The organism is Rhizobium freirei PRF 81, from assembly GCF_000359745.1.
Taxonomy (GTDB): Bacteria; Pseudomonadota; Alphaproteobacteria; order Rhizobiales; family Rhizobiaceae; genus Rhizobium; species Rhizobium freirei.
The window spans coordinates 24740-43071 of record NZ_AQHN01000020.1 but is presented as its reverse complement, the minus strand read 5'-3'; the positions used below and the strand labels follow the sequence as shown (position 1 = coordinate 43071).

Sequence of the window (18332 nt, the reverse complement as noted above, 5' to 3'; positions counted from 1 at the left end):
CAGCAGGCTGGGCAGTCCTGCCAGCGGCAGCCAGACTTCAATACATGGATGATGCCACTGATCACGCGGCGGTCGTTGGTGCGGTGCGCTCCGGGTTGGTTCGTCGGTAACAGCAGTTCAATCGCTGCCCACTGATAATCATCCAGCCAGAATTCCCCTGCCGTGATCCAATCTCCTTCAAACAAGTACATTGATTCAAAAAGGCAAAATATAATCAACAAGGTGATAGGGTTTTCATCCTAAAGCTCTTCTTCGGCAACCGTAAACCTTTCGCCTTGGCTGAACTTTGCCAATTTGCCATCCTCATCGACGTCAACTAGTTCCTCGCCCTCATGTCGCAGACTCATGAAGGCGACGATCGCGACGATCGTGGCGAGGAAGATTGCACTCGTTATGATCGTGCCGAGGCCGAAGCCGCCATACTGGGCGGGCTGGGACAGCAAGTCGCCGAACGAGGCGCCTAAGGGTCTGGTCAGAATGTAGACCAGCCAGAAACCGAGTATCGGGTCCAGGTCGAGGAAGAAGTAGCCGATGGCGAGCGAGAGGATAATCATCCCGAACAGGACGCCGGTTGCCAGATAGCCCAGCGCGAACTTTTCGGCCACCAGGTCACCCGCCGCCGTGCCGAGCGCGAAAGTGAACAGGATAGCCAGCCAATAGAAGGCCTCGCGTCGGCCGGTGAAGATAGAGTGGATTGAAAGCGTCCGCTCCGTCCGAAACCACAGCAGGAACGTCAGCGCCAGGGCGCCCGAGAAAGCGATCGTCGTATCCAGCAGCGGCACATGGAAATTGTCGACTAGGTTGTCGGTGATCAACGTGCCGACGATGCTGATCAGCACCACGGACAGCCAGTATGCGGCCGGAACATAGCGCTTCTGCGCGAACTGCCAGATCAATGCGGCCGCCAGGATTGCCGACATAATCAGTGAAGTCGTCGTCAGCCCTAAACCCATCTGCACATTGAGATAGTCGGCCGCCGTTTCCCCCATGGTGACAGCCATTAGTTTTATGAGCCAGAAGTCGGTCGTGACGCGGGGAACGCGATTATAAACAGCAGCTTTGGTGGTCGGTACAGACATTGTGCATATCCTTGAATAGGCGTCGAACGTCTCGAAGGGCGGTTTGCGGAGTGACAGGGTTCGTTGCCCGCTATTGAGCAGGCTGAGCCGGATTGTTGAGAACCGCCGTGAGGGCGGCGAGGGTCTTGTTGGCCTTCTCCGCGGACGGGCTCGATTGGCGAAGGGCCTTCAGGGCAGCGTCGGAGGCGGCATCGATGTTATTCCAGTCGTTCTGGTTCAGCGGACGGATCGCGGTCTCTGCCTGGTCCCAGGCCGTCTCATAGTCGGTGATGCGCTTCGCGGCACCGGCCAGATCGCCCTTGGAAGTGAGGGTCTGGACGTCAGCTATGATGGTCTTGAACGATGATAGATTGCCTAGGCCCGCGGCTTTGGCCGGTGCGGTGCTGGTGTAGAACTCAAAACCGGTGAAAGCCGCCACCGGAGCGGCAATAAGCGCGATGGCAAGAAAAATCTGTCTCATCAGTGGATATCCCTGAATTCTGTAAGTGCAAGGAAGCCATCACTTCAGTGTCACCCCTTGCCAGTTGAGTGCCGCGCCTGCCGCGGTGGCGCGATACGTTCGCTCCTTTGCCGGCGGCGTGCGGCTGGCCTGCTTTGACTACGCGGGTTCAATTAGCTGAGAATTAGAGCGGATGCCGGCGTAGCACTTGATAGCAAACAACCGCGTGCCAATTGCGTGCGAACGCGGCGGCCAGTAATGGCACTGGCCGCCGCAATCTTCATTTCTGCGGAATCACATGGGAGATGACCGCCTTACCGCCCTTATCCGCATAGGTTAGCTTGACCTTATCGCCGACGCGGAGTTTGGTGTCTTCAATTCCTTCGGGCAGGGAGTAAGTCTTGCCGTCCGACAAAGTGATCGTATCGGCATTCTTGCTGATTGCGGTGATCGTGCCGGATGTCTGGGCGGCAGATGCGGCGCTGATCGGCGCCAGCACCAGCATCGCGGCCGTGATCATTTGCGGTTTGATTTGCTTAATCCTTTCAAGATCTCGGCCGCCAAAATTTATCTTTTCCCGCAACGGCGGCATGGTTGCGAGAAAACAGAGTCTCACTCGCCTCTGAGCTTTTCTGTGACGTGTGTCCCGCTGCGTATTGCCTCGCCCGTCGCGGCCACCAGAGCCGCGCTCGCCGTCGTGACGATAAGAGCTGCGAGATAGAGCCATGGCACCGAAAGCGTCTCGGGCGGTGGGTCGAACACCCCTGTCAGCAGCTTGACGAGCACGTAGGCAATCAGCACGCCTGCCGCGAGACCCAGGACCATGCCGCTGCCAGTAACCAATGCCGCTTCACTCCAGAGGAAGGCGCCGAGCTGTCGTGGTCGGGCTCCTAGAGCAACGAGAACGGCGAAGGAGCGCTCGCGGTCGGCAAAGCCAAGGCCAAGCACCAGTCCGCCCGAGGCGGCCAGCATGACCAAGGCGAAGATAAGTTCTAGCCGCGTTAGTCCGGCGAGATCAATTGCGGTGAGGCTCGACCCAATCAGGGCGACGGCATCGCCGATCTGGCTGACCTTGAGTCCAGGGATGCCCGCAGTCGCATTTCGGGCGGCCAAAGCGACGCGGGCGGGATCACCGCTCGATCGAATGAGAACAATCTCGCTTGCTGAGGAACCGGTTTGCTGGGCGATGTAAGCCGCGTTAGCGACCAGGAACGAGTCCTTGGGCGCGGTCGGGAATTCGCGCACCACGCCCACGATGTGAAAGGGCACGACGTGATATTGGTGATCGGCCGCGTTTTGCAGACGAAGGTTGATGCCGTCGCCGCGGCTAAGCTGATAATCGTTCACGGTTTCCTGGGAGACCAGCACACCATCGGGCGTTTGCGTGAGGTCGGCGAGTGTCCTTCTGGCATTGCCGTTGGCGAAATAGGCGTCGGACATGGCCGTAGCCGTCCCGATGCGTGTCGGATCGATGCCATAGAGATCCTGAAGGTCGGTTCCGACGTATGCGTATCGGTGTTGCATCGGCTGGGCCGCCGCCACGCCCGGTAACCTGGAGAGACTGCCGAGGACTTGGGAGGCGGGTGCGGCGGATGTGCCCGTGACGGTGACATCGGCACCGTTGGTAAGTTCAGCGTCAACCCGCGCCTGGGCTTCATAGGTTGCGTTGAAAATCGCGGTTGACGATGCAAAGGCGAAAGCAAGCGCAGCCAGGCCGATGCCAGCAGTCAGTCGGCGGGCTTGTCGCCCAAAGGTCGCAGCCACCACATCCGACAGACGCCCGGCGACGGGTCGCAAGCCCTTGGCTATCACAGGTCGTCCTTGCCGCAGCCCAGCCCCGACGAGCCGCATGGCCAACAGCGCTAGACCTGTCCAGAGCATCATAGGGGCGAGGAAGGCGGTGTAGTCGACCGCCGTCGCCGTCACGCCCTCCGGCGCGAGAACGACCTGATATCCGCCCGCTGCTGAACGCAAGTAGAACGCCGCAGAGAGCGCAAGCAGTATCAGATCGAGATAGAAGTGGGCCCAGAGCGGAGTCCGGTCACGGCCGACCGGCCGCCGCGCGGCCGCAACGGTCGACCTGCGGGTGTCGCACCAGGCAGGGATCACGATCGCTGCGAGCGAAAGCGCGATCCCTGCCACCGCCACAGCGCTAAGAAAAGGAAACGCTGTGCTGTGCAAGAGTGCCACCCGGAGGATGAAATTCGCGGCAAAAGCAGCAAGGAGAATACCGAGGATCGCACCGCCGATACCCGCAACTGCCGCTTCAGCGGCAGCCAAGCGAAGAACTGTATCTACCGTTGCTCCCCGCAAGCGCAGCAGCGCCTGGTCGCGACGGCGCTTGTCCCGCCCAGCTCCCGCTACGGCAAGCGTCAGCAGAATGGCGAGGATTGTTCCTGGTGCGCCGAGGAACAGGAAAACCAGCCGCGCGTAGAGGGCATCTTCGCGCACCGCTCCCAGCCGAGCTGCCAGATTGTTGGCAAGCAGCGCGGTTCCCGCGATGCGGGCCTCGAAATTGTGACCTTGCTCAGTTGCCCGGATGCTCGCGGCGACCGGATCGGCGGGCAGGCCGCGGTGATCGAGCTTGACGTGGAATTCAGTCTTGACGGTATCGGGCCGGCTGGCACCCTGCTGCTCGAACACCTGCCGCCACTGGGTTGTCGGCAACAGCAAGACGTTGTCGGGCGGAGCTTGCGATGCGACGCGGGAAGCGAGACCGATCGCCTGAAACATCGCATCGGCGTTCGGCAAATCGACGATGCCGGCGATCGTCATCCTGACATCAGGCGCCTGGTAGCGGTGGACGACAACCTGATCCCCCACCGTGACATGCAGGTTGGCGGCAGTCTGCTGTGCTATCAGGATGCCATCGACCGACCCGACCAGCCGTCGAACTTGTCCGGGGAATTGGTCGAAATAGCTCGGTTCAATGCCAAGCACCGCGCCGCCACCCGCGGTCTGCACGGTACCTCCCGTGCTCGCCTCAAAGCCTGGTACGTCGGCATAGTTGATCAACTGCAAGCCGGTAACCGGCGCGGCCGAGCGGATCGCAGCCTCGACTGCACCATGATCTGCCCCCGGCAGTGACTGGACCTGCCAGTCGACGGGCACTTGGGCGGCGGACCGTGCCGTCATCTCAGTCGCGCTGGATTGTAAAAAGGCGCCCAGGCATACGATGAAGGCGACCGTCAGCGCTACACCGCCGATGGTGCCGACGAGGCGACCGGAACGGGTTCGGATAAGTCCGATCAACCAGCGCCTGTACATGCGGGCCTCTCGTCCATGCTTTCGAATTTGCCATGACGCATCCGCCAGATGCGGTTCATCTTTGCCGCCACACGCTCATCATGCGTTGCGACGACGATGGCACTTCCGGTCTGGCGCCCCCAGGCAAGTAGCCGGTCTACCAGTATCGCAGCGCCGGCCTGATCGAGTTGGCCCGTCGGCTCGTCGGCAACAATCAATTCTGGATCGGTTACAATTGCTCTAGCTACGGCGATCCGTTCAGCCTGGCCGCCGGAGAGCTGCTCGGGAAGCTTCGGCGCAAGGAGCTCGACCCCGAAAGTGGCAAGCGCTGTCAAGGCGCGAGCGTGGGCTTCGCAACCGTTACCGAGAAGGATCGGCAGCTTGACGTTCTCGACGGCGGTGAGCGCGGGCATGAGGTTCGCGGATTGGAAGACGACGCCGATCCGCTCGGGGCGCAATGTGTCGGACGAACCAAGCCCAGGCCATTCCACTTGTCCTGAGCTCGGGATGTCCAGCCCTGCGATCAGGTTTAAAAGCGTCGTCTTTCCGCAGCCCGACGGTCCCATAATGGCGATGTTTTCGCCGGCGCTAATCTTGAAAGAGCAGCCTTGAACGGCCGACACGACGCCTCGCTCACGCTGGAAGCTGCGCCAAAGGTCGGCGCCCACAAGTAAAGTTCTAGCCATGCACAATGCCTCCATCACGGATGTCGACAATGCGATCGGCCCGTGCGGCGAGCGCGGGGCTATGCGTGACGATCAGGATGGCGGCACCGTTGCGGCAAGTTTCGATCAGACGATCGATGACGAGTTGTTCCGTCGCTGCATCGACCTCTGCGGTCGGCTCATCGCAGAGCAAGATCGACGGTTTTGCCGCGAGTGCCACGGCCAGGCCAGCGCGCGCCGCCTCACCGCCTGAAAGGTGAGCGGGCAAGACATCCGCCAAGCCATCCAGGCCCAGGCTGTCGAGAAGGCTATCGATCTCATCCGATCGGCCGTGGCCGGAAATCTCTATCTGCAGACGGATGTTGCCTCGCACCGTCAGGTGATCGAAAAGATTTCCGGACTGCATGAGCATTCCGAAATGGCGCGCCCTAAGCCGAGCTCGCTCCCACTCGGGGCGTCGAGTCATGCGCTCTCCCAGAACCGTGACCACGCCGCCGTCCGGCTCATCGAGCCCGGCAAGACAGGCAAGCAGCGTCGATTTCCCGCTGCCTGACGGGCCTCTCAACGCAGTGAATTGTCCGGCATCGAGGACGAGGGCAACCCCGCGCAAGGCCACGACTTCGTCGTCGCCTGCATGATAGAAGCGATAAAGCTCGGTCGCCTCCAACATACGCATATACTCACCTCCACTTTAAAGAGTTGGAGATCAACTGCCACTGGTCGACATTGTCTGCACCGGCCGGTGCGGCGAGATCGAGTGTGAGCGTCCTGCCATCCTTGAACAGGATGAAGCGCTCGTGCTCGAGCCTGATCTGCTTGTTCGCGACCGGATTTGGCGCGGAATTCGACAGATAGCTGATGCGAACGGCCGGCCCGGCTGTGAGCTTTACATCCTTGGCTGCGGTGACTTTGATGGCGTGTCCGGCCGTCTTGAGGTCCGGGATTTCGTGGGCCTGGGCTGAGGAAGCCGTTGGAGCAGCGCTGGCGGTGCCAACGGTCGCATTCAGCTCATCATATTTATCGAAGAACCGAACGCCATGATCGATCTCGGTACGTGACCATCCTTGGGGCACCTTCAGGTCAAATCCGTCGGGAGAGTTGTAGGTAATGAAGACCTGATTGTCCGGAATGTCCCCCGGCGGGTTCGTCTCAGGCGCAACGAGCTTTTCCTGTGCCAGCGCGGGAGGAAACGCGCCGGCTGACATCAACAACAGGACGGCTAATGCGGCGGCTATTCGATAGCGGACAGGCATGATCAATGCTCCTCTGCGGACTGGAGAGGGCATGTAACGCCAGCAGAATTAGGAGGGTCTTAGATTATCCGCCATTGTGCAGTCGGCCTGCACCAAAATCTGTGCAGGTGGATGCGTTTAGGTTACGTTGAAGCATGCGTATTCTTGTGATCGAAGATGATGTCATGCTTGGCCAGGCCCTCGTGCAAGCCCTCGACGATGCCGGCATGTCGGTAGACTGGGTGCGTGACGGGCAACTCGGGGATGAAGCGGTCGCAGTTGGCGGGCATGGTCTTGTACTGCTCGACCTAGGCTTGCCTGGCCGTTCGGGCCTGGAAATCCTGCGCTCGCTGCGGACGGCCGGCGACAAGAGGCCAATCCTGGTGATCACCGCTCGTGACGGACTCGACGATCGCGTCACGGGGCTTGACCTCGGGGCCGACGACTATCTGGTGAAGCCGTTCGAGGTGAAAGAACTGCTCGCGCGCATGCGTGCAGTCTTGCGCCGACATGGAGGTCAGGCGGTTTCAATCCTCTGCACGAGCGAGATCGAGCTCGATCTATCAAGTCATGAGGTAAAATATCGCGAGTACAGCGAAGTGTTGCCGGCGCGCGAATTCGCGCTGCTTCATGCATTACTGGAACGCCCCGGAACAATTCTATCCCGCACCCAGCTTGAGGAAAGGCTCTATGGCTGGGGCGAGGAGGTGGAAAGCAACGCAATCGACGTACTCATTCACTACGTGCGACGTAAGTTCGACAAGGACATCATACGCAACATCCGGGGGGCCGGCTGGATGGTTTCCAAGTGAAAGGCGAGATTTCGATTCGACGTACCGCTTTCATATGGCTCGCTGGGTTAATGGCGGCCATCGGCGTCTGCGCGGCGATAACATCGTCCTTCCTCGTCAGGAAGGAAGCATCCGACTTCCTCGACAATCAGCTGCGGCAGATCGCGCTCTATGTCGGGGACGCGCCTCCCGTGCCAGATGGCCGGGTTGGCTATGTGCCGCATGATCCCGAGGACGACTTCGTCATCCAGGTCTGGGATGCGGCCGGCAAGCCGTTGCGACTTTCGCATCCAGCCGTAAATATTCCGCGCCAAACGGCGACCGGGTTTGCCGATATTTCGACCGGCAGTGACAATTGGCGCGTCTACACGCTAGCCGCGTCGGATCGAACTGTTCAGGTTTCCCAGGATATGAGCGTCCGGCAGGAACTGGCGGCCAATGCAGCGCTCCAGGCGGCACTTCCAATCATCGTTCTGATCCCGTTGTCATTGCTGACACTTAGCTGGATCGTTGATCGGATCATGGCTCGACTCAATCGCCTGGCCATCGCGGTCGCCTCCCGAGACACGACGGTGGACAGCCCTGTTCCGACCGACGACGTGCCCACCGAAGTCATTCCCTTCGTGAGTTCGATCAATCTACTGCTCTCACGGCTACGCGCCTTGCTGGAGCGACAGCGGCGGTTCATCTCGGATGCGGCCCATGAATTGCGCACACCGCTCTCGGCGCTGCAAATTCAAATCGACAACCTTCGGCACGACGACCGGGATGGCCGATTTTCCCAGCGTTTGACCGAGCTCGAAGCCGGAATAGGCAGGGCCACCAGCCTCGTGAGCAAGCTCTTGCGCCTCGCGCGCTACGAGGCCCAAGAGACCGCGCCCGCGCCACAGCCGATCGACCTCGTCCAGCTTGCGGTTGACACCGTCGCGCGCCTCACTCCACTCGCGGAGAGCCGCCGGATTGACCTGGGCATCACGCGCCAGGACAAGGCGACTGCGGTCGGTTCGCTTAGTGATTTCGAGATCATCCTTGACAATCTGGTCGAGAACGCCGTGCGATACACGCCACCGTACGGAACGGTCGACGTAGCGGTGGCCGTAGCCGGGCAAGAAATACAAATCGAAATCCGCGACACTGGCCCCGGCATTACGGAGGAAGAGATGCCACGCGTCTTTGAACGGTTCTTCAGGGCAAGGCCTCAGGATAGCGAGGGGAGCGGCTTGGGGCTGGCGATCGCGAAAGCCGCGGCCGAAAGACAAGGAGCGCGGCTAACCCTCGCCATGCGCGAGGATGGGCCTGGCCTTGTCGCAAGCCTCATTGTACCAAAGATCTTACTGAGGGCTTAGCTTCGTTCCCGCCTAGGCGTTACAGGGGTCGCGCGTATCGGGTCCGGCCGGGTGGACTTCGCAATAGCACTCTGCTTGCTGAGCGTAGGGTTCCGCCCCCTTCCGCAAACGCCCCCTTCCAGGAACAGGCCATGCGGGCGGCGATCGAATGCGCGGGCTTCAGCCCTGGTGAGGCCGACCAGCTGCGCCGCGCCATGGCAACCTTCAAACACACCGGCGGTGTGAGCAAATTCGGCCAGAAGCTGATCGCCGGCATGGTGGCGAATGGCTATGAGCCCGAGTTCGCCGAGAAGACCTCCAAGCAGCTCGAAGGGCTCGGAAGTTACGGTTTTCCGGAAAGCCATGCCGCTTCCTTCGCCCTCATCGCCTATGCTTCCGCCTGGCTGAAATGCTGGCTCGTTCCTGCGTGCGGATCTTTCGAAACGCCGCATCGTCACCTGCCGCGAAGCGATGCAGTCGCGCGATGGCAAATGGCTTGAAGCCGCCGGCCTCGTTCTTGTCCGTCAGCGACCGGGCTCGGCAAAGGGCGTCATGTTCATCACCATCGAGGATGATACCGGAATTGCCAATCTGGTCGTCTGGGTAAAGACATTCGAAAAATACCGCCGCGCCGTCCTCGGCGCCGGCATGCTCGGTGTCTACGGCCGCATCCAGCGGGAAGGGGAGGTGGTGCATCTCGTTGCCCATCGCCTCACCGACCTCCCGCGAGAGCTCAGAGGCGTCGGCTACCGCGACCATACCTTTCCGCTGCCGCATGGACGCGGGGACGAGTTTCATCATGGATCCCCAACGCCCGATCCGCGCGGGCTGCCGAAGGGGCCGCAACCGCGCGACATGTCGATCCCTATCTGCATCTCGATGCAATCAGAGGGTGAAGACGCGGGATTTCAGATAATTGAGGGAAGGGGATTGCCATGAACGTAGCACGCTCATTTAACAACTGCGGCGGGTACTGCCAGGGTGATGGAGTTACTCGCTTTTCGCATAACACATGACTGCCATGCAAAGAAATGCCTATCAACTGCGCAAGAAATAAGTATGATTATTTTCATCGAAGCGATGCACCTCCTCCCGCGTCCCTTCGATATGCAGGCGCCCCATCCTCCTCCCAGGGTCGTCTGTGGGAATGACAGCACTCCTCCTCCCAGCTGTCGTTCGTTTTTTCGAAAGCCTGCCGCACCTCCTCCCGCGGCAGGCTTTTTCGTCTTCGGCGCGGGCGTAATCATCACGATGCACGCCCGGGATGCGTGACAGCATCGCGAAAATCTGATTCTTCGCGGTTCCACGCACATTGGAAGACGCTAATATGGATGCCACAGAGAACGACCTGCGTTTGATCGCCGTCATGCGGCGCTATTTCGCAATCAAGGAGGAGCTGACGGGCTTGAAGTCGTCGCTCGAGGGGACACGGAAAGCGGCAGGAACGGAGATCGGCGAATTCTACCACGTACGCGTGGATAGTGAGCATGCCGAGCAGGTGATCCGCACCGTCGCCTTGAAAAAGGAAATGGACGTTCTGATGGCCCTCGCCGAAGGCTGGGCGAGAGGAGCGATCATCGATCTTGGTGCATCGGCGGATTGATCCCTTGGTCGACGGTATATGTGGTCTTGCGGCATGCAGAAACCGCGATCTCGCAGATTCTGCTCGAACTGCCCGGGTACCCGAAAACCAACCGTTGGGCAGTAGTTCAAGAAGGCGTCGCTGAGACAGTAATAGCGACGGTGGAAAGCAGTAACATAGTCTATTGACAATCCGCTTGAACTCGAAGGATTGCGCGAGATTTTTTCTTTTAGAAGAAAGAATAAAATACTTAATAGTCAATTGACAATGCTTATGAATTGAATTCAACTTATGCATGAATGAAAAATCATACGTTTTCGTTTTAAGAGGGAAACCGTTGCGAGCCATCGTTCGTTGGACGGCTGCGTTATCTGCCGCGGCTTTACTATGCTCTTGCTCCGTAGTTCCTTCCGCGAAGGATACGACAGACCTTGACACTGCACTTATCAAGGCGGCCGTGCACTGCGAGATGCGGGATGCATTCGTGGATCTGCTCGGCGCGGCGATCACGCGAGACAAGAAGAACCTTGATGTTGCCGAAGCCCTTAGTCGAGAGCATTTTGCAAAGTTCATTCCTCCAGCCGGGCAGGATCCTGATGAAGCTAAAGCAGATTACGAGGCACGCGCTTTCGAAGAATTTTTGAAATCTGGCTATAAGAAACTGAAAGATCCAGAGCTTGCGTTTGTGGTTGAAACATACTCGAAAATTTATATCGGCTACCGCTTCCAATTCAACATTACGCAAACTGACGATCTTGGCGCTAATATTAATATCCTGAGTGTTCTCGGAAACGGCAAGGTGAATTATCCGATCGGAGGCTCTTTCGAGGGAAAGCGGGCATCAACCAACGACACAGCCCAGAAAGATGTATTGGGCGAGTTGTTCACCGACCGGGCACGCATTCGCGTATGCAATGCGATTCGTAAAGGCTAAAGGCCGGAGAACTACGCCTATCCTATTGCCGGAAGGCTAGGATTAAAGAGGAAAGCAGCCGAATTTATAACCGATAATCAATCCGGCAACCTTATCGGCCAGTATTCAGATAGTGATTTGGTACTTTCTTCTGCAGACAAACCTCCGAGACCCACCGAAACATGGACGCTTCATTTTACAACTACACTTAAGGGCAGCCTAAATGGCGCCAAGCTCGAGTTGAATGATCAATCTCACGGGACTGCAGTGAACGGCGCAGGCTTGACGGCAACGACTGAGCGCGTTGACGAGCATATGCTAACCCTCGTTATGCAGCTTCCCTTGGAAGATGGATTGACCATTGCTGAAAAGCGTAACAGGGCGGAAGCCAGGGAACGCAATGAGCAGGCAGCATCAATTGCGAGAGAACTGCGGCGCGTGGACGATAATCAAACCAATTCGCGGGTTCTAAATTTGCTCCTAGGTCGATAATTCTTTAACCAACTCCGAGGTGAGGGAAGATCACAATGACAAAAGAAATGTCAATAAAGGGTGTCGTCTACCATGTTCAAGCGATCATCGATCAGGGGCGGGTTGACGAGTTTCTAGCAGCTTGTGACCGTAACGGGTTTACCACAATGAGCGGTCCAGATGGGCTCATAGCATTCACGCGGAATTTCCTATCAGCAGCATCGAGCACCTCTGCAATGCCCAAATTCAGCGAAACCTTGGATGCAAAGGTTAAGACAGTTATCGGTCAGAGTTTACAAATAAACCAATCGAAGATCGATGTTTGCGACTGCTGAACGGCTTTGCGAATCGTTGTTTCGTATTGGAGATCTGAATTTACAGTTGCGTTAGACGATCAGTCTCGCCGCATACCCCTGCTTCCGCTCAGCATCGTTATAATAGCTTGCCGCCTGTTGTAGCGACTTGTGCAACGACTGCTGCATAGCCTCCTGCAGAGGAACGCCGCGGTTGGCGTGCGTCGGTCAGATAGCCGGACCGTAGCCCATGCGCCGAAAACGCCTGCGGATCGAGGCCCGCCCGTTTGCACCGGCTCTTAAGGATCAGATTGACCGACTGCGGCGTCAACGCCCGCCGGTCGATGTTGCCCCGTTGGTCGATGAGGCGGAAGATCGGTCCGGTGGCGATCCTGGCTCCGCCAGCCATTGCTTCAACGCGGTGACCGGCCGGCCGATCAGAACGGCATGCGCCCCGTCCTCGGCCGTCGTCGTCTTGGTGCTGCCGAGATGGATGGTCAGGCAGGGCAGGAGAGGGGAGGCCGAATTTCTCGGATCGGCATGCACCGGCTCCTCGCCGACAAGATCCTTGACCGGCGGCGCCTTGAACGCGGCACATTTCCAAATGTGGAAGATAAAGATAATCGATCGCCTATAAACGTGTTCTAATCATAACGGGACGCCGTTGCCCAAATCTTCAATCCGCACGCCGAGAGCCTTCGCGAGTGCCTTTCTTCCGCTATCAGGCAGCCTTGAAAGGCTGCTGGCGATCCCGTCTTGCCATGATGGTCCTCTCGCGCACGCCTCTTCATAGGCATCGGCCAAAACGTCGCCTTGGCGCGTCTCCACGAGGGCTTCAAAGAGCAAGGACGCCTGAGATCGATCCTTGTCCGCCTTCGCACGTCCGAGCGCGTCTGTGAGCCGTCTGGAGGCCACGATGAGTTTATGGACGGCATACCTCTCGGGAGCCGGCACAAGCACGCTTACGCCTTCACGATGGAGAAGCACGGTGCGGACAGGTTCGTAGATCAGGTAATCCAAGAACCGGAGGTTTTCTGCGGACGCTCCTCCGAGGGCGGGCATGGGTGATGGTTTGCCCGTATACTCGTCCGATCCCCGGTTGCTCGTGAGAAACTCTACCCGATAGCCCTTGACGTTCACGAACGCGACGACCTTTGCCTGGTCCGATTGGTGCGGGATTGCTCGGAAGCCGGGATCAACCGACTGTAGGACTTCCAGCACGGGTGGCAGGCTATCCCCAACTTCGGCCGAGATTGCAAAATCCTGCGCGAAATCGGCATCACCTGTCTGCATTGCCGACGAGGGCAGCCGAACACCTAGAAGACCCGCATAGGTGCCGAATGCCACAGACCCGATCAGGACGGCCCGCAGTCGGAACAAGCCGGCGTCCGCAAGGGCCTTGGTGATGTCTCCAGCGAACGGGTCTGGACCGGGAAGACCAGCACGACGCAAGGAGCTGACCATGCGCCGGCGTTCCTTGATGTTGTCCTTGATCTGTTTGTGGGTGTTCACCCGCGCCGTGATCTCTTCGTCGCTGTGTGGGCCGACATAGCGTCGCTTGTCGCCGTTTGGAGTCGGGAGGTCGAAATACCAGTAGTCGCGGCCCTTGACGGGAACCGTGACGAAACGCCCCTCCAAGGGGAAGTCTGCATGGAACTGCGCATCAAGCGAGCGCTGCGCCAACTCAGCGAACATCGTTCTATAGATCAGATCGATCTCTTTGATCATCGGCATTTCTCCCTTCAGTAGCTGTGTGACCTGTTGTGCCGTTGGCTCGGCTATCGCCCTCTCGTAGGTGAAGGCCTACTTTCAGAGAATGTCCGCACGCATGGCAATGAGCATTATAATGTTTTTGCAAAAACGTTATAATGTCTTTGTTCGATGTCAATGGCTGCCCATTATAATGTTCCAGCGGAAACATTATAATGGGGTCGACCCGCGTAAAATCGACGGCTTTACGGCTGCGGTTTTGTTGAGAAGCGCTGAACCCTCAGTCGGAAGGAAGAATACAAATTTGCCCTCAAAAGCCCGAGAGATTGGGCACTTGTGCGTTACGTGCCAACAAGCTCGAGCCAGGAAGGTACCGGGAGGGCTTTTGGCTTCGGCATAGTTCGCTCTGGCGCTGTGATTTGCCCCGATTTTAGCGTGTCGATTGGCTTTATCGAGCGGAAACCATTTCAATGCATTGACACCGCTTTTAGTGTTCCAAGTTCTCCGGAATCTTCTTGGTCGGCCGGAAAGCGCTAACACCGGGGTATCCGTGCGAAGCTGATCAGCTACAAAAGCGCTGGATGAGCAACCTGATCCGCGCCTCGAGCTTAGGCACATCCGGCTCGTCACCGATCTGCCCATCCAGCGCTAAAAGGAAGACTTCGGCCTCCGCCTTCTCACCTATCAGCTCCTCGAAGCTTTCTAAGGCGACGCTGCGATGGAGCGCGTCGATTTCGGGATCCAGGCGTTCGCAGACGTCGTAAAACTCTCCCGCCATTGGTGCACCGATCATATCGGCCCACGGCTCGATGATCATAATGCGGCACACTGCGAACAGGCGCTCCTGGGTCGTGCCCTCGGCCTGCACCGCCTGGCGCGCGGCAGGATGCCTGGACACTAGCCAGTGCCGGAACACAGCAATGTAGATGTCTTGCTTGTCAGTGAAGGTTTTATAGAGCAGCGTTCGCGAGATGTTGGCACGCTTCGCAATGTCATCAAGCGACGTTTTCGCATAGCCGAAATTGAGAAAGCACCAGCGTGCCACTAACAGAATGTTGGCACGGCGCTGGGCCGCTTCTTCTGGGGTGATTTTCGGTACCATAGCTCATCGTGACGAAATTCGTGTTTTTTGTCAACAAAGCTGCGCACGGAGCCTTGCGCCAATCAACGGACACAGTTATAGTGACATTAAGTATGAAAAACGTCAAAGTGTTTATTGACCGACCATGACACGTTGTCGTTCAGCTCTCAACGCAATGAAGGCAATCAGCGATGACCTCAAAATGGACGCCTGCGGAAGTCCCCTCGCAGGCAGGCAAGCGAATTATTGTTACGGGCGGAAACAGCGGTATCGGCTGGTATACGGCCCTCGAACTGGCGCGTGCCGGTGCCCAGGTGACGATCGCCTCTCGTAGTGCAGCGAAGGGTGAAGATGCTGCCCGCCGTATCGGCGCAATCCTACCGAACGCGGATGTTCGCACCGGCGTATTAAACCTTTCTGATCCCGCGTCTGTTACGGCGTTTGCCGACACCTGGCTTGCAGACGGCCACCCGCTCGACACTTTGATCAACAATGCTGGTGTGATGGGCTTGCCTAAGCGGAAGGTCAGCGTCGACGGCCACGAGCTGCAGTTCGCCACCAATGTGTTTGGGCCGTATCGCCTAACCGCCTTGCTTCTGCCGGCGCTGCTGCAGGCACTGCGTCCGCGTGTGGTCACGGTGGCGTCGAACACGCACAAGATGTTCAAACCCGGGCCTATCACCGATTTTGAAAACAAGGCCAACTACGTCCCGATGCAGATCTATGCCAAGACCAAGCTCGCAAACGTGCTGTTTGCGCGTGAGCTGCAGAACCGCGCGGGCAACCGTCTGCTGTCCACGATCGCCCATCCTGGCGGAGCGCGCACGAACCTTTTCGCCGCGACGACCTTCAGCACGAAGGTTGCGGGTCTCCTTACCTATCCCTTGTTGCAAGACGCAGAGCATGGCGCTTGGCCTACCCTCATGGCAGCCACGCTCCCGAATGCTCGCCCAGGCGGCTATTACGGCCCGAGCAAGATATTCGAGTTGCGCGGCAATCCCAAGGAAACGACGACCGCACCTTATGCCGATGATCCGGCTGCAGCGCGGGCGCTGTTTGATGACCTGGAACACATTACGGGCGTCCACTACGATCTTTGAGGAATTCCGTATGAAAAGCCCTTTCCCATCCACCCACGGGTAAGAACTAAACCAGCTCGGAGGGGCGACCGTCAGTCGGTTCCTTTTGCCATACAGGGCTCTACAGCGGTCTTACCCTGACGGGGGGAGATATTTCGAGAAATAGAGTCTTTCAGCTGTCCCGGTCGACGAGCTTCCTGAGACCTGCAGCGATTGATAGTTGCCAGCCCACTTGTTGGGCTGAGTGTCCAGGCAAGCCTATTTGATGGAAAAGTCGACGGTCTTCAGAACTTTGCCGTCCACGGACAGGACGGCCTGGTATTTGCCGACGGGAAAACCTGCATTCGGTTTGCCAAGAGAGGCGTCGACATGGTTTTCCAGGGAACCGATATCAAAGCTGGCTTCGTCTATCTTATAGTTTGCCGGCGCTACACCGTTGGTATCGACAGCGACCCACGAAACCGTGATTTTTGAACCTGAGTCAACGTCATCTCCGACGTCCGTCGACAGATAAATGGCAGCACTGTTTGCCGGAAGTGTCGTCTGCGTCTCGTCGGCATCCTTGGTGTTCGAGATGATGATGTTTTCGAAGCCCGATGCCCAAGCCGTTGAAGTTGATACGAGGACTGCCGAAAAGGCGATTGCGCGTAAGGTCTTGGTGATATTTTTCATTATGAGTACTCCCGATTGGCGCGATCTTCTTAGGCTGGTACCATGAATCCAAAATTAGGATCTCGCAGTCGCAGCCATCATTCTTGGCATTATTATACAGTGAACCAAAAATAGTCGTGATGCCCATTCGACATTACCTTCCGAAGGGATCGGAAGGCTTTGCAGACAGGCTTTTCTCGCTTCGGCGCCACTTCTGCCCAGTGGATGGCGGTATCACACGCAGGCCCGATCATCGTCGATGTCGCCAACGGCTGTTACACAACTAACCGCGCGGCGCGCCCATTCTTCCGCTCGGCATTGTTGTAGTAGCTGGCGGCCTGCGTGATCGATTTATGCAGGGATTGCTGCATCGCCTCCGGCAGGGGGATGCCGCGGTTGGCGGCTTCCGTCAAATAGCCGGAGCGCAGCCCATGCGCCGAAAATGCCTCGGGATTGAGCCCCGCCTGTTTACACCGGGCCTTCAGGATCAGATTGACCGATTGCGGCGTCAAAGCCAGCAGGTCGATATTGCCCCATTGGTCGATACGCCGGAACACCGGTCCGGTATCGATCTTGGCCGCCGCCAGCCATTGCTTCAACGCAGCGACGGGTCGGCCGATCAAAACGGCATGCGCCCGGTCCTCGGCCGTCGTGGTTTTGGTGCGGCCAAGATGGATGGTCAAGCAGGGGAGAAGCGGGGAGGCGGCATTTTTCGGATCGGTATGTACCGGCTCCTCGTCGACCAGATCCTCGACCCGGAGGCCGGCGACTTCGGAGCGTCGGCGGCCGCCGGAGGCAAAGGCGGTGAGCAGCAGAGCGCGATCGCGGAGATCAACGAGCCGATCGCCGGCACAGGTGGCCAGCAACTTTGTCAGGATATCGCCAGTGATCGCCCTTTTGCTCTTGCGCTGTCTCGGACGTGCGCTTGCACTTACGGCGAGCCGGAGAGCGGATTTTAAGGACGGCGCCGAAAATGCTCCGGTCAGGCCGCGCCAGCGCGTCAGGATCGACCAGGAGGTCAGCCGCCGGCGCACCGTGTCGGGTGCATGCGGGCCATCGACGCGTAGCAGGCCCTGTCGGCGCAATCCCATCTCGACCTCTGCTGGTATACCGTGGTCCGGATTTTCGGTGCGCGCGACCGGATCCCAGAGATGGTGGGCAACGAATTTCAGCAGCAGCGCCTCGGGCGCCGGCCAGGGCAGGGGAGTGCCTATCGAAAGCTCGCACCAGGCCTCGAGATAGCCAAGGTCGGAAGCAAGCGCCCTGAGCGTGTTGGCGCCCATGCCCTGGTTTGCCAGATGTTTGAGCGTCTCGACGTCATCGTCGGTCAGCAATGTTGCCAGCTGATCGCGCCGGGCCAAGGGCAGGATGGCGTCGAGCGCGTCGAGTTCTTCGGCGCGAACAAGGATACTGTCATCGATGGCGACAGTTTTTTTGTGCCGCCTCCGCTCAATCATGATGTTGCGGCCGCCAGCATTCGATGATCTTTTCGATTTCGCCGCGGTAGTCGTAGGGGTAGACGACATCCTCCTCGCGGGCGAGATAGGTGAAAATGATCGCCATATCCTCGCCAACGTGGGGATCGACATTGGCAAGATCGGTGAGATCGAAACCGCCATGCACGTCGGTGTTCCACCAGGCGAGCAGGAAATTCGCCACCCGCCGTCCCTGGCCGGTGTCCTCATGGGCGACGTTCAGCAATTTCTCGAGCGCAAATCTCACACGATCATCCATAAACATCCACTCCCTTGATCATGTCGGGTTCCTGAGCGCGG

General features: G+C 58.4%; 19 protein-coding genes and 2 pseudogenes. 7 read left to right on the top strand and 14 right to left on the bottom strand.

The features are described 5' to 3' along the window. The 8 genes from RHSP_RS33395 to RHSP_RS07295 all read right to left on the bottom strand — a co-directional run. On the bottom strand, positions 1 to 191 hold a 191-nt coding region (locus RHSP_RS33395), incomplete at its 3' end, for a transposase (protein WP_157385312.1). A 48-nt stretch (positions 192 to 239) separates the two neighbouring features. Next, complete coding sequence (locus RHSP_RS07325) at positions 240 to 1079, bottom strand: COG4705 family protein (protein ID WP_004111695.1); 840 nt, start codon at positions 1077 to 1079, stop codon at positions 240 to 242. A 70-nt stretch (positions 1080 to 1149) separates the two neighbouring features. Then, the gene (locus RHSP_RS07320; RefSeq protein ID WP_004111693.1) at positions 1150 to 1539 is read right to left on the bottom strand and encodes a hypothetical protein; all 390 of its coding nucleotides are present in this window, start codon (positions 1537 to 1539) and stop codon (positions 1150 to 1152) included. Positions 1540 to 1798: 259 nt separating this feature from the next. Beyond that, the gene (locus RHSP_RS07315) at positions 1799 to 2134 is read right to left on the bottom strand and encodes a DUF1344 domain-containing protein (RefSeq protein ID WP_240535377.1); all 336 of its coding nucleotides are present in this window, start codon (positions 2132 to 2134) and stop codon (positions 1799 to 1801) included. After that, positions 2131 to 4785, bottom strand: coding sequence for an ABC transporter permease (locus RHSP_RS07310; RefSeq protein WP_004111689.1), 2655 nt, complete (start codon positions 4783 to 4785; stop codon positions 2131 to 2133). Before RHSP_RS07310 ends, RHSP_RS07315 begins: the two co-directional genes overlap by 4 nt. Continuing rightward, a complete protein-coding gene (locus tag RHSP_RS07305; protein WP_004111687.1) occupies positions 4767 to 5450 on the bottom strand; it encodes an ABC transporter ATP-binding protein in 684 nt (227 codons plus the stop codon). The genes RHSP_RS07310 and RHSP_RS07305 overlap by 19 nt, the downstream gene beginning before the upstream one ends. Further along, on the bottom strand, positions 5443 to 6105 hold the full coding sequence (locus RHSP_RS07300; protein WP_004111684.1) for an ABC transporter ATP-binding protein: 663 nt from the start codon (positions 6103 to 6105) through the stop codon (positions 5443 to 5445). The genes RHSP_RS07305 and RHSP_RS07300 overlap by 8 nt, the downstream gene beginning before the upstream one ends. Before the next feature lie 4 nt (positions 6106 to 6109). Next, complete coding sequence (locus tag RHSP_RS07295; protein WP_004111682.1) at positions 6110 to 6682, bottom strand: hypothetical protein; 573 nt, start codon at positions 6680 to 6682, stop codon at positions 6110 to 6112. Positions 6683 to 6816: 134 nt separating this feature from the next. Here RHSP_RS07295 and RHSP_RS07290 point away from each other — a divergent pair, with 134 nt between their 5' ends. From RHSP_RS07290 to RHSP_RS07260, 6 genes and pseudogenes are all read left to right on the top strand, one after another. After that, positions 6817 to 7473, top strand: coding sequence for a response regulator (locus RHSP_RS07290; RefSeq protein WP_004111660.1), 657 nt, complete (start codon positions 6817 to 6819; stop codon positions 7471 to 7473). Between the two features lie 50 nt (positions 7474 to 7523). Continuing rightward, positions 7524 to 8798 (top strand): ATP-binding protein, encoded by a 1275-nt coding sequence (locus RHSP_RS07285; RefSeq protein ID WP_051074053.1) that lies wholly within the window; start codon positions 7524 to 7526, stop codon positions 8796 to 8798. A gap of 116 nt (positions 8799 to 8914) precedes the next feature. Beyond that, positions 8915 to 9716 (top strand): annotated as a pseudogene (locus tag RHSP_RS35460) (OB-fold nucleic acid binding domain-containing protein); the annotation flags it as partial. 388 nt (positions 9717 to 10104) lie between these two features. Then, positions 10105 to 10380 (top strand): hypothetical protein, encoded by a 276-nt coding sequence (locus RHSP_RS07270; RefSeq protein ID WP_037150263.1) that lies wholly within the window; start codon positions 10105 to 10107, stop codon positions 10378 to 10380. Between the two features lie 463 nt (positions 10381 to 10843). After that, entirely contained in the window at positions 10844 to 11293 is a 450-nt protein-coding gene (locus tag RHSP_RS07265; RefSeq protein WP_004111649.1) for a hypothetical protein, read from the top strand. A gap of 506 nt (positions 11294 to 11799) precedes the next feature. Then, positions 11800 to 12078: a hypothetical protein gene (locus tag RHSP_RS07260; protein ID WP_004111647.1), complete on the top strand. Its 279-nt coding sequence runs from the start codon at positions 11800 to 11802 to the stop codon at positions 12076 to 12078. Positions 12079 to 12129: 51 nt separating this feature from the next. Here the strand turns inward: RHSP_RS07260 and RHSP_RS35455 are convergent. The 3 genes and pseudogenes from RHSP_RS35455 to RHSP_RS07240 all read right to left on the bottom strand — a co-directional run. Next, positions 12130 to 12609, bottom strand: a pseudogene (locus RHSP_RS35455) (tyrosine-type recombinase/integrase); the annotation flags it as partial. A 75-nt stretch (positions 12610 to 12684) separates the two neighbouring features. Next, a complete protein-coding gene (locus RHSP_RS07245) occupies positions 12685 to 13764 on the bottom strand; it encodes a nucleotidyltransferase family protein (protein ID WP_037150253.1) in 1080 nt (359 codons plus the stop codon). 544 nt (positions 13765 to 14308) lie between these two features. Then, complete coding sequence (locus RHSP_RS07240) at positions 14309 to 14848, bottom strand: TetR/AcrR family transcriptional regulator (protein ID WP_004111641.1); 540 nt, start codon at positions 14846 to 14848, stop codon at positions 14309 to 14311. A gap of 170 nt (positions 14849 to 15018) precedes the next feature. Here RHSP_RS07240 and RHSP_RS07235 point away from each other — a divergent pair, with 170 nt between their 5' ends. Then, complete coding sequence (locus RHSP_RS07235; protein WP_004111640.1) at positions 15019 to 15927, top strand: SDR family NAD(P)-dependent oxidoreductase; 909 nt, start codon at positions 15019 to 15021, stop codon at positions 15925 to 15927. A gap of 237 nt (positions 15928 to 16164) precedes the next feature. Here the strand turns inward: RHSP_RS07235 and RHSP_RS07230 are convergent, their stop codons facing one another. From RHSP_RS07230 to RHSP_RS34525, 3 genes are all read right to left on the bottom strand, one after another. Beyond that, positions 16165 to 16578: a hypothetical protein gene (locus tag RHSP_RS07230; RefSeq protein ID WP_004111639.1), complete on the bottom strand. Its 414-nt coding sequence runs from the start codon at positions 16576 to 16578 to the stop codon at positions 16165 to 16167. 254 nt (positions 16579 to 16832) lie between these two features. Continuing rightward, positions 16833 to 18014, bottom strand: a complete 1182-nt coding sequence (locus tag RHSP_RS07225; protein WP_037150250.1) for a site-specific integrase — start codon at positions 18012 to 18014, stop codon at positions 16833 to 16835. Further along, complete coding sequence (locus RHSP_RS34525; protein WP_037150247.1) at positions 18007 to 18291, bottom strand: DUF7673 family protein; 285 nt, start codon at positions 18289 to 18291, stop codon at positions 18007 to 18009. Before RHSP_RS34525 ends, RHSP_RS07225 begins: the two co-directional genes overlap by 8 nt. Between the last annotated feature and the right edge of the window lie 41 nt (positions 18292 to 18332).

Excerpts from the sequence above, each read along its gene's own strand:
- RHSP_RS07325 (WP_004111695.1), bottom strand. The coding sequence starts at position 1,079 with ATGTCTGTACCGACCACCAAAGCTGCTGTTTATAATCGCGTTCCCCGC.
- RHSP_RS07320 (WP_004111693.1), bottom strand. The coding sequence starts at position 1,539 with ATGAGACAGATTTTTCTTGCCATCGCGCTTATTGCCGCTCCGGTGGCG.
- RHSP_RS07310 (WP_004111689.1), bottom strand. The coding sequence starts at position 4,785 with ATGTACAGGCGCTGGTTGATCGGACTTATCCGAACCCGTTCCGGTCGC.
- RHSP_RS07305 (WP_004111687.1), bottom strand. The coding sequence starts at position 5,450 with ATGGCTAGAACTTTACTTGTGGGCGCCGACCTTTGGCGCAGCTTCCAG.
- RHSP_RS07300 (WP_004111684.1), bottom strand. The coding sequence starts at position 6,105 with ATGCGTATGTTGGAGGCGACCGAGCTTTATCGCTTCTATCATGCAGGC.
- RHSP_RS07295 (WP_004111682.1), bottom strand. The coding sequence starts at position 6,682 with ATGCCTGTCCGCTATCGAATAGCCGCCGCATTAGCCGTCCTGTTGTTG.
- RHSP_RS07290 (WP_004111660.1), top strand. The coding sequence starts at position 6,817 with ATGCGTATTCTTGTGATCGAAGATGATGTCATGCTTGGCCAGGCCCTC.
- RHSP_RS07285 (WP_051074053.1), top strand. The coding sequence starts at position 7,524 with ATGGCGGCCATCGGCGTCTGCGCGGCGATAACATCGTCCTTCCTCGTC.
- RHSP_RS07270 (WP_037150263.1), top strand. The coding sequence starts at position 10,105 with ATGGATGCCACAGAGAACGACCTGCGTTTGATCGCCGTCATGCGGCGC.
- RHSP_RS07260 (WP_004111647.1), top strand. The coding sequence starts at position 11,800 with ATGACAAAAGAAATGTCAATAAAGGGTGTCGTCTACCATGTTCAAGCG.
- RHSP_RS07245 (WP_037150253.1), bottom strand. The coding sequence starts at position 13,764 with ATGATCAAAGAGATCGATCTGATCTATAGAACGATGTTCGCTGAGTTG.
- RHSP_RS07240 (WP_004111641.1), bottom strand. The coding sequence starts at position 14,848 with ATGGTACCGAAAATCACCCCAGAAGAAGCGGCCCAGCGCCGTGCCAAC.
- RHSP_RS07235 (WP_004111640.1), top strand. The coding sequence starts at position 15,019 with ATGACCTCAAAATGGACGCCTGCGGAAGTCCCCTCGCAGGCAGGCAAG.
- RHSP_RS07230 (WP_004111639.1), bottom strand. The coding sequence starts at position 16,578 with ATGAAAAATATCACCAAGACCTTACGCGCAATCGCCTTTTCGGCAGTC.
- RHSP_RS07225 (WP_037150250.1), bottom strand. The coding sequence starts at position 18,014 with ATGATTGAGCGGAGGCGGCACAAAAAAACTGTCGCCATCGATGACAGT.
- RHSP_RS34525 (WP_037150247.1), bottom strand. The coding sequence starts at position 18,291 with ATGGATGATCGTGTGAGATTTGCGCTCGAGAAATTGCTGAACGTCGCC.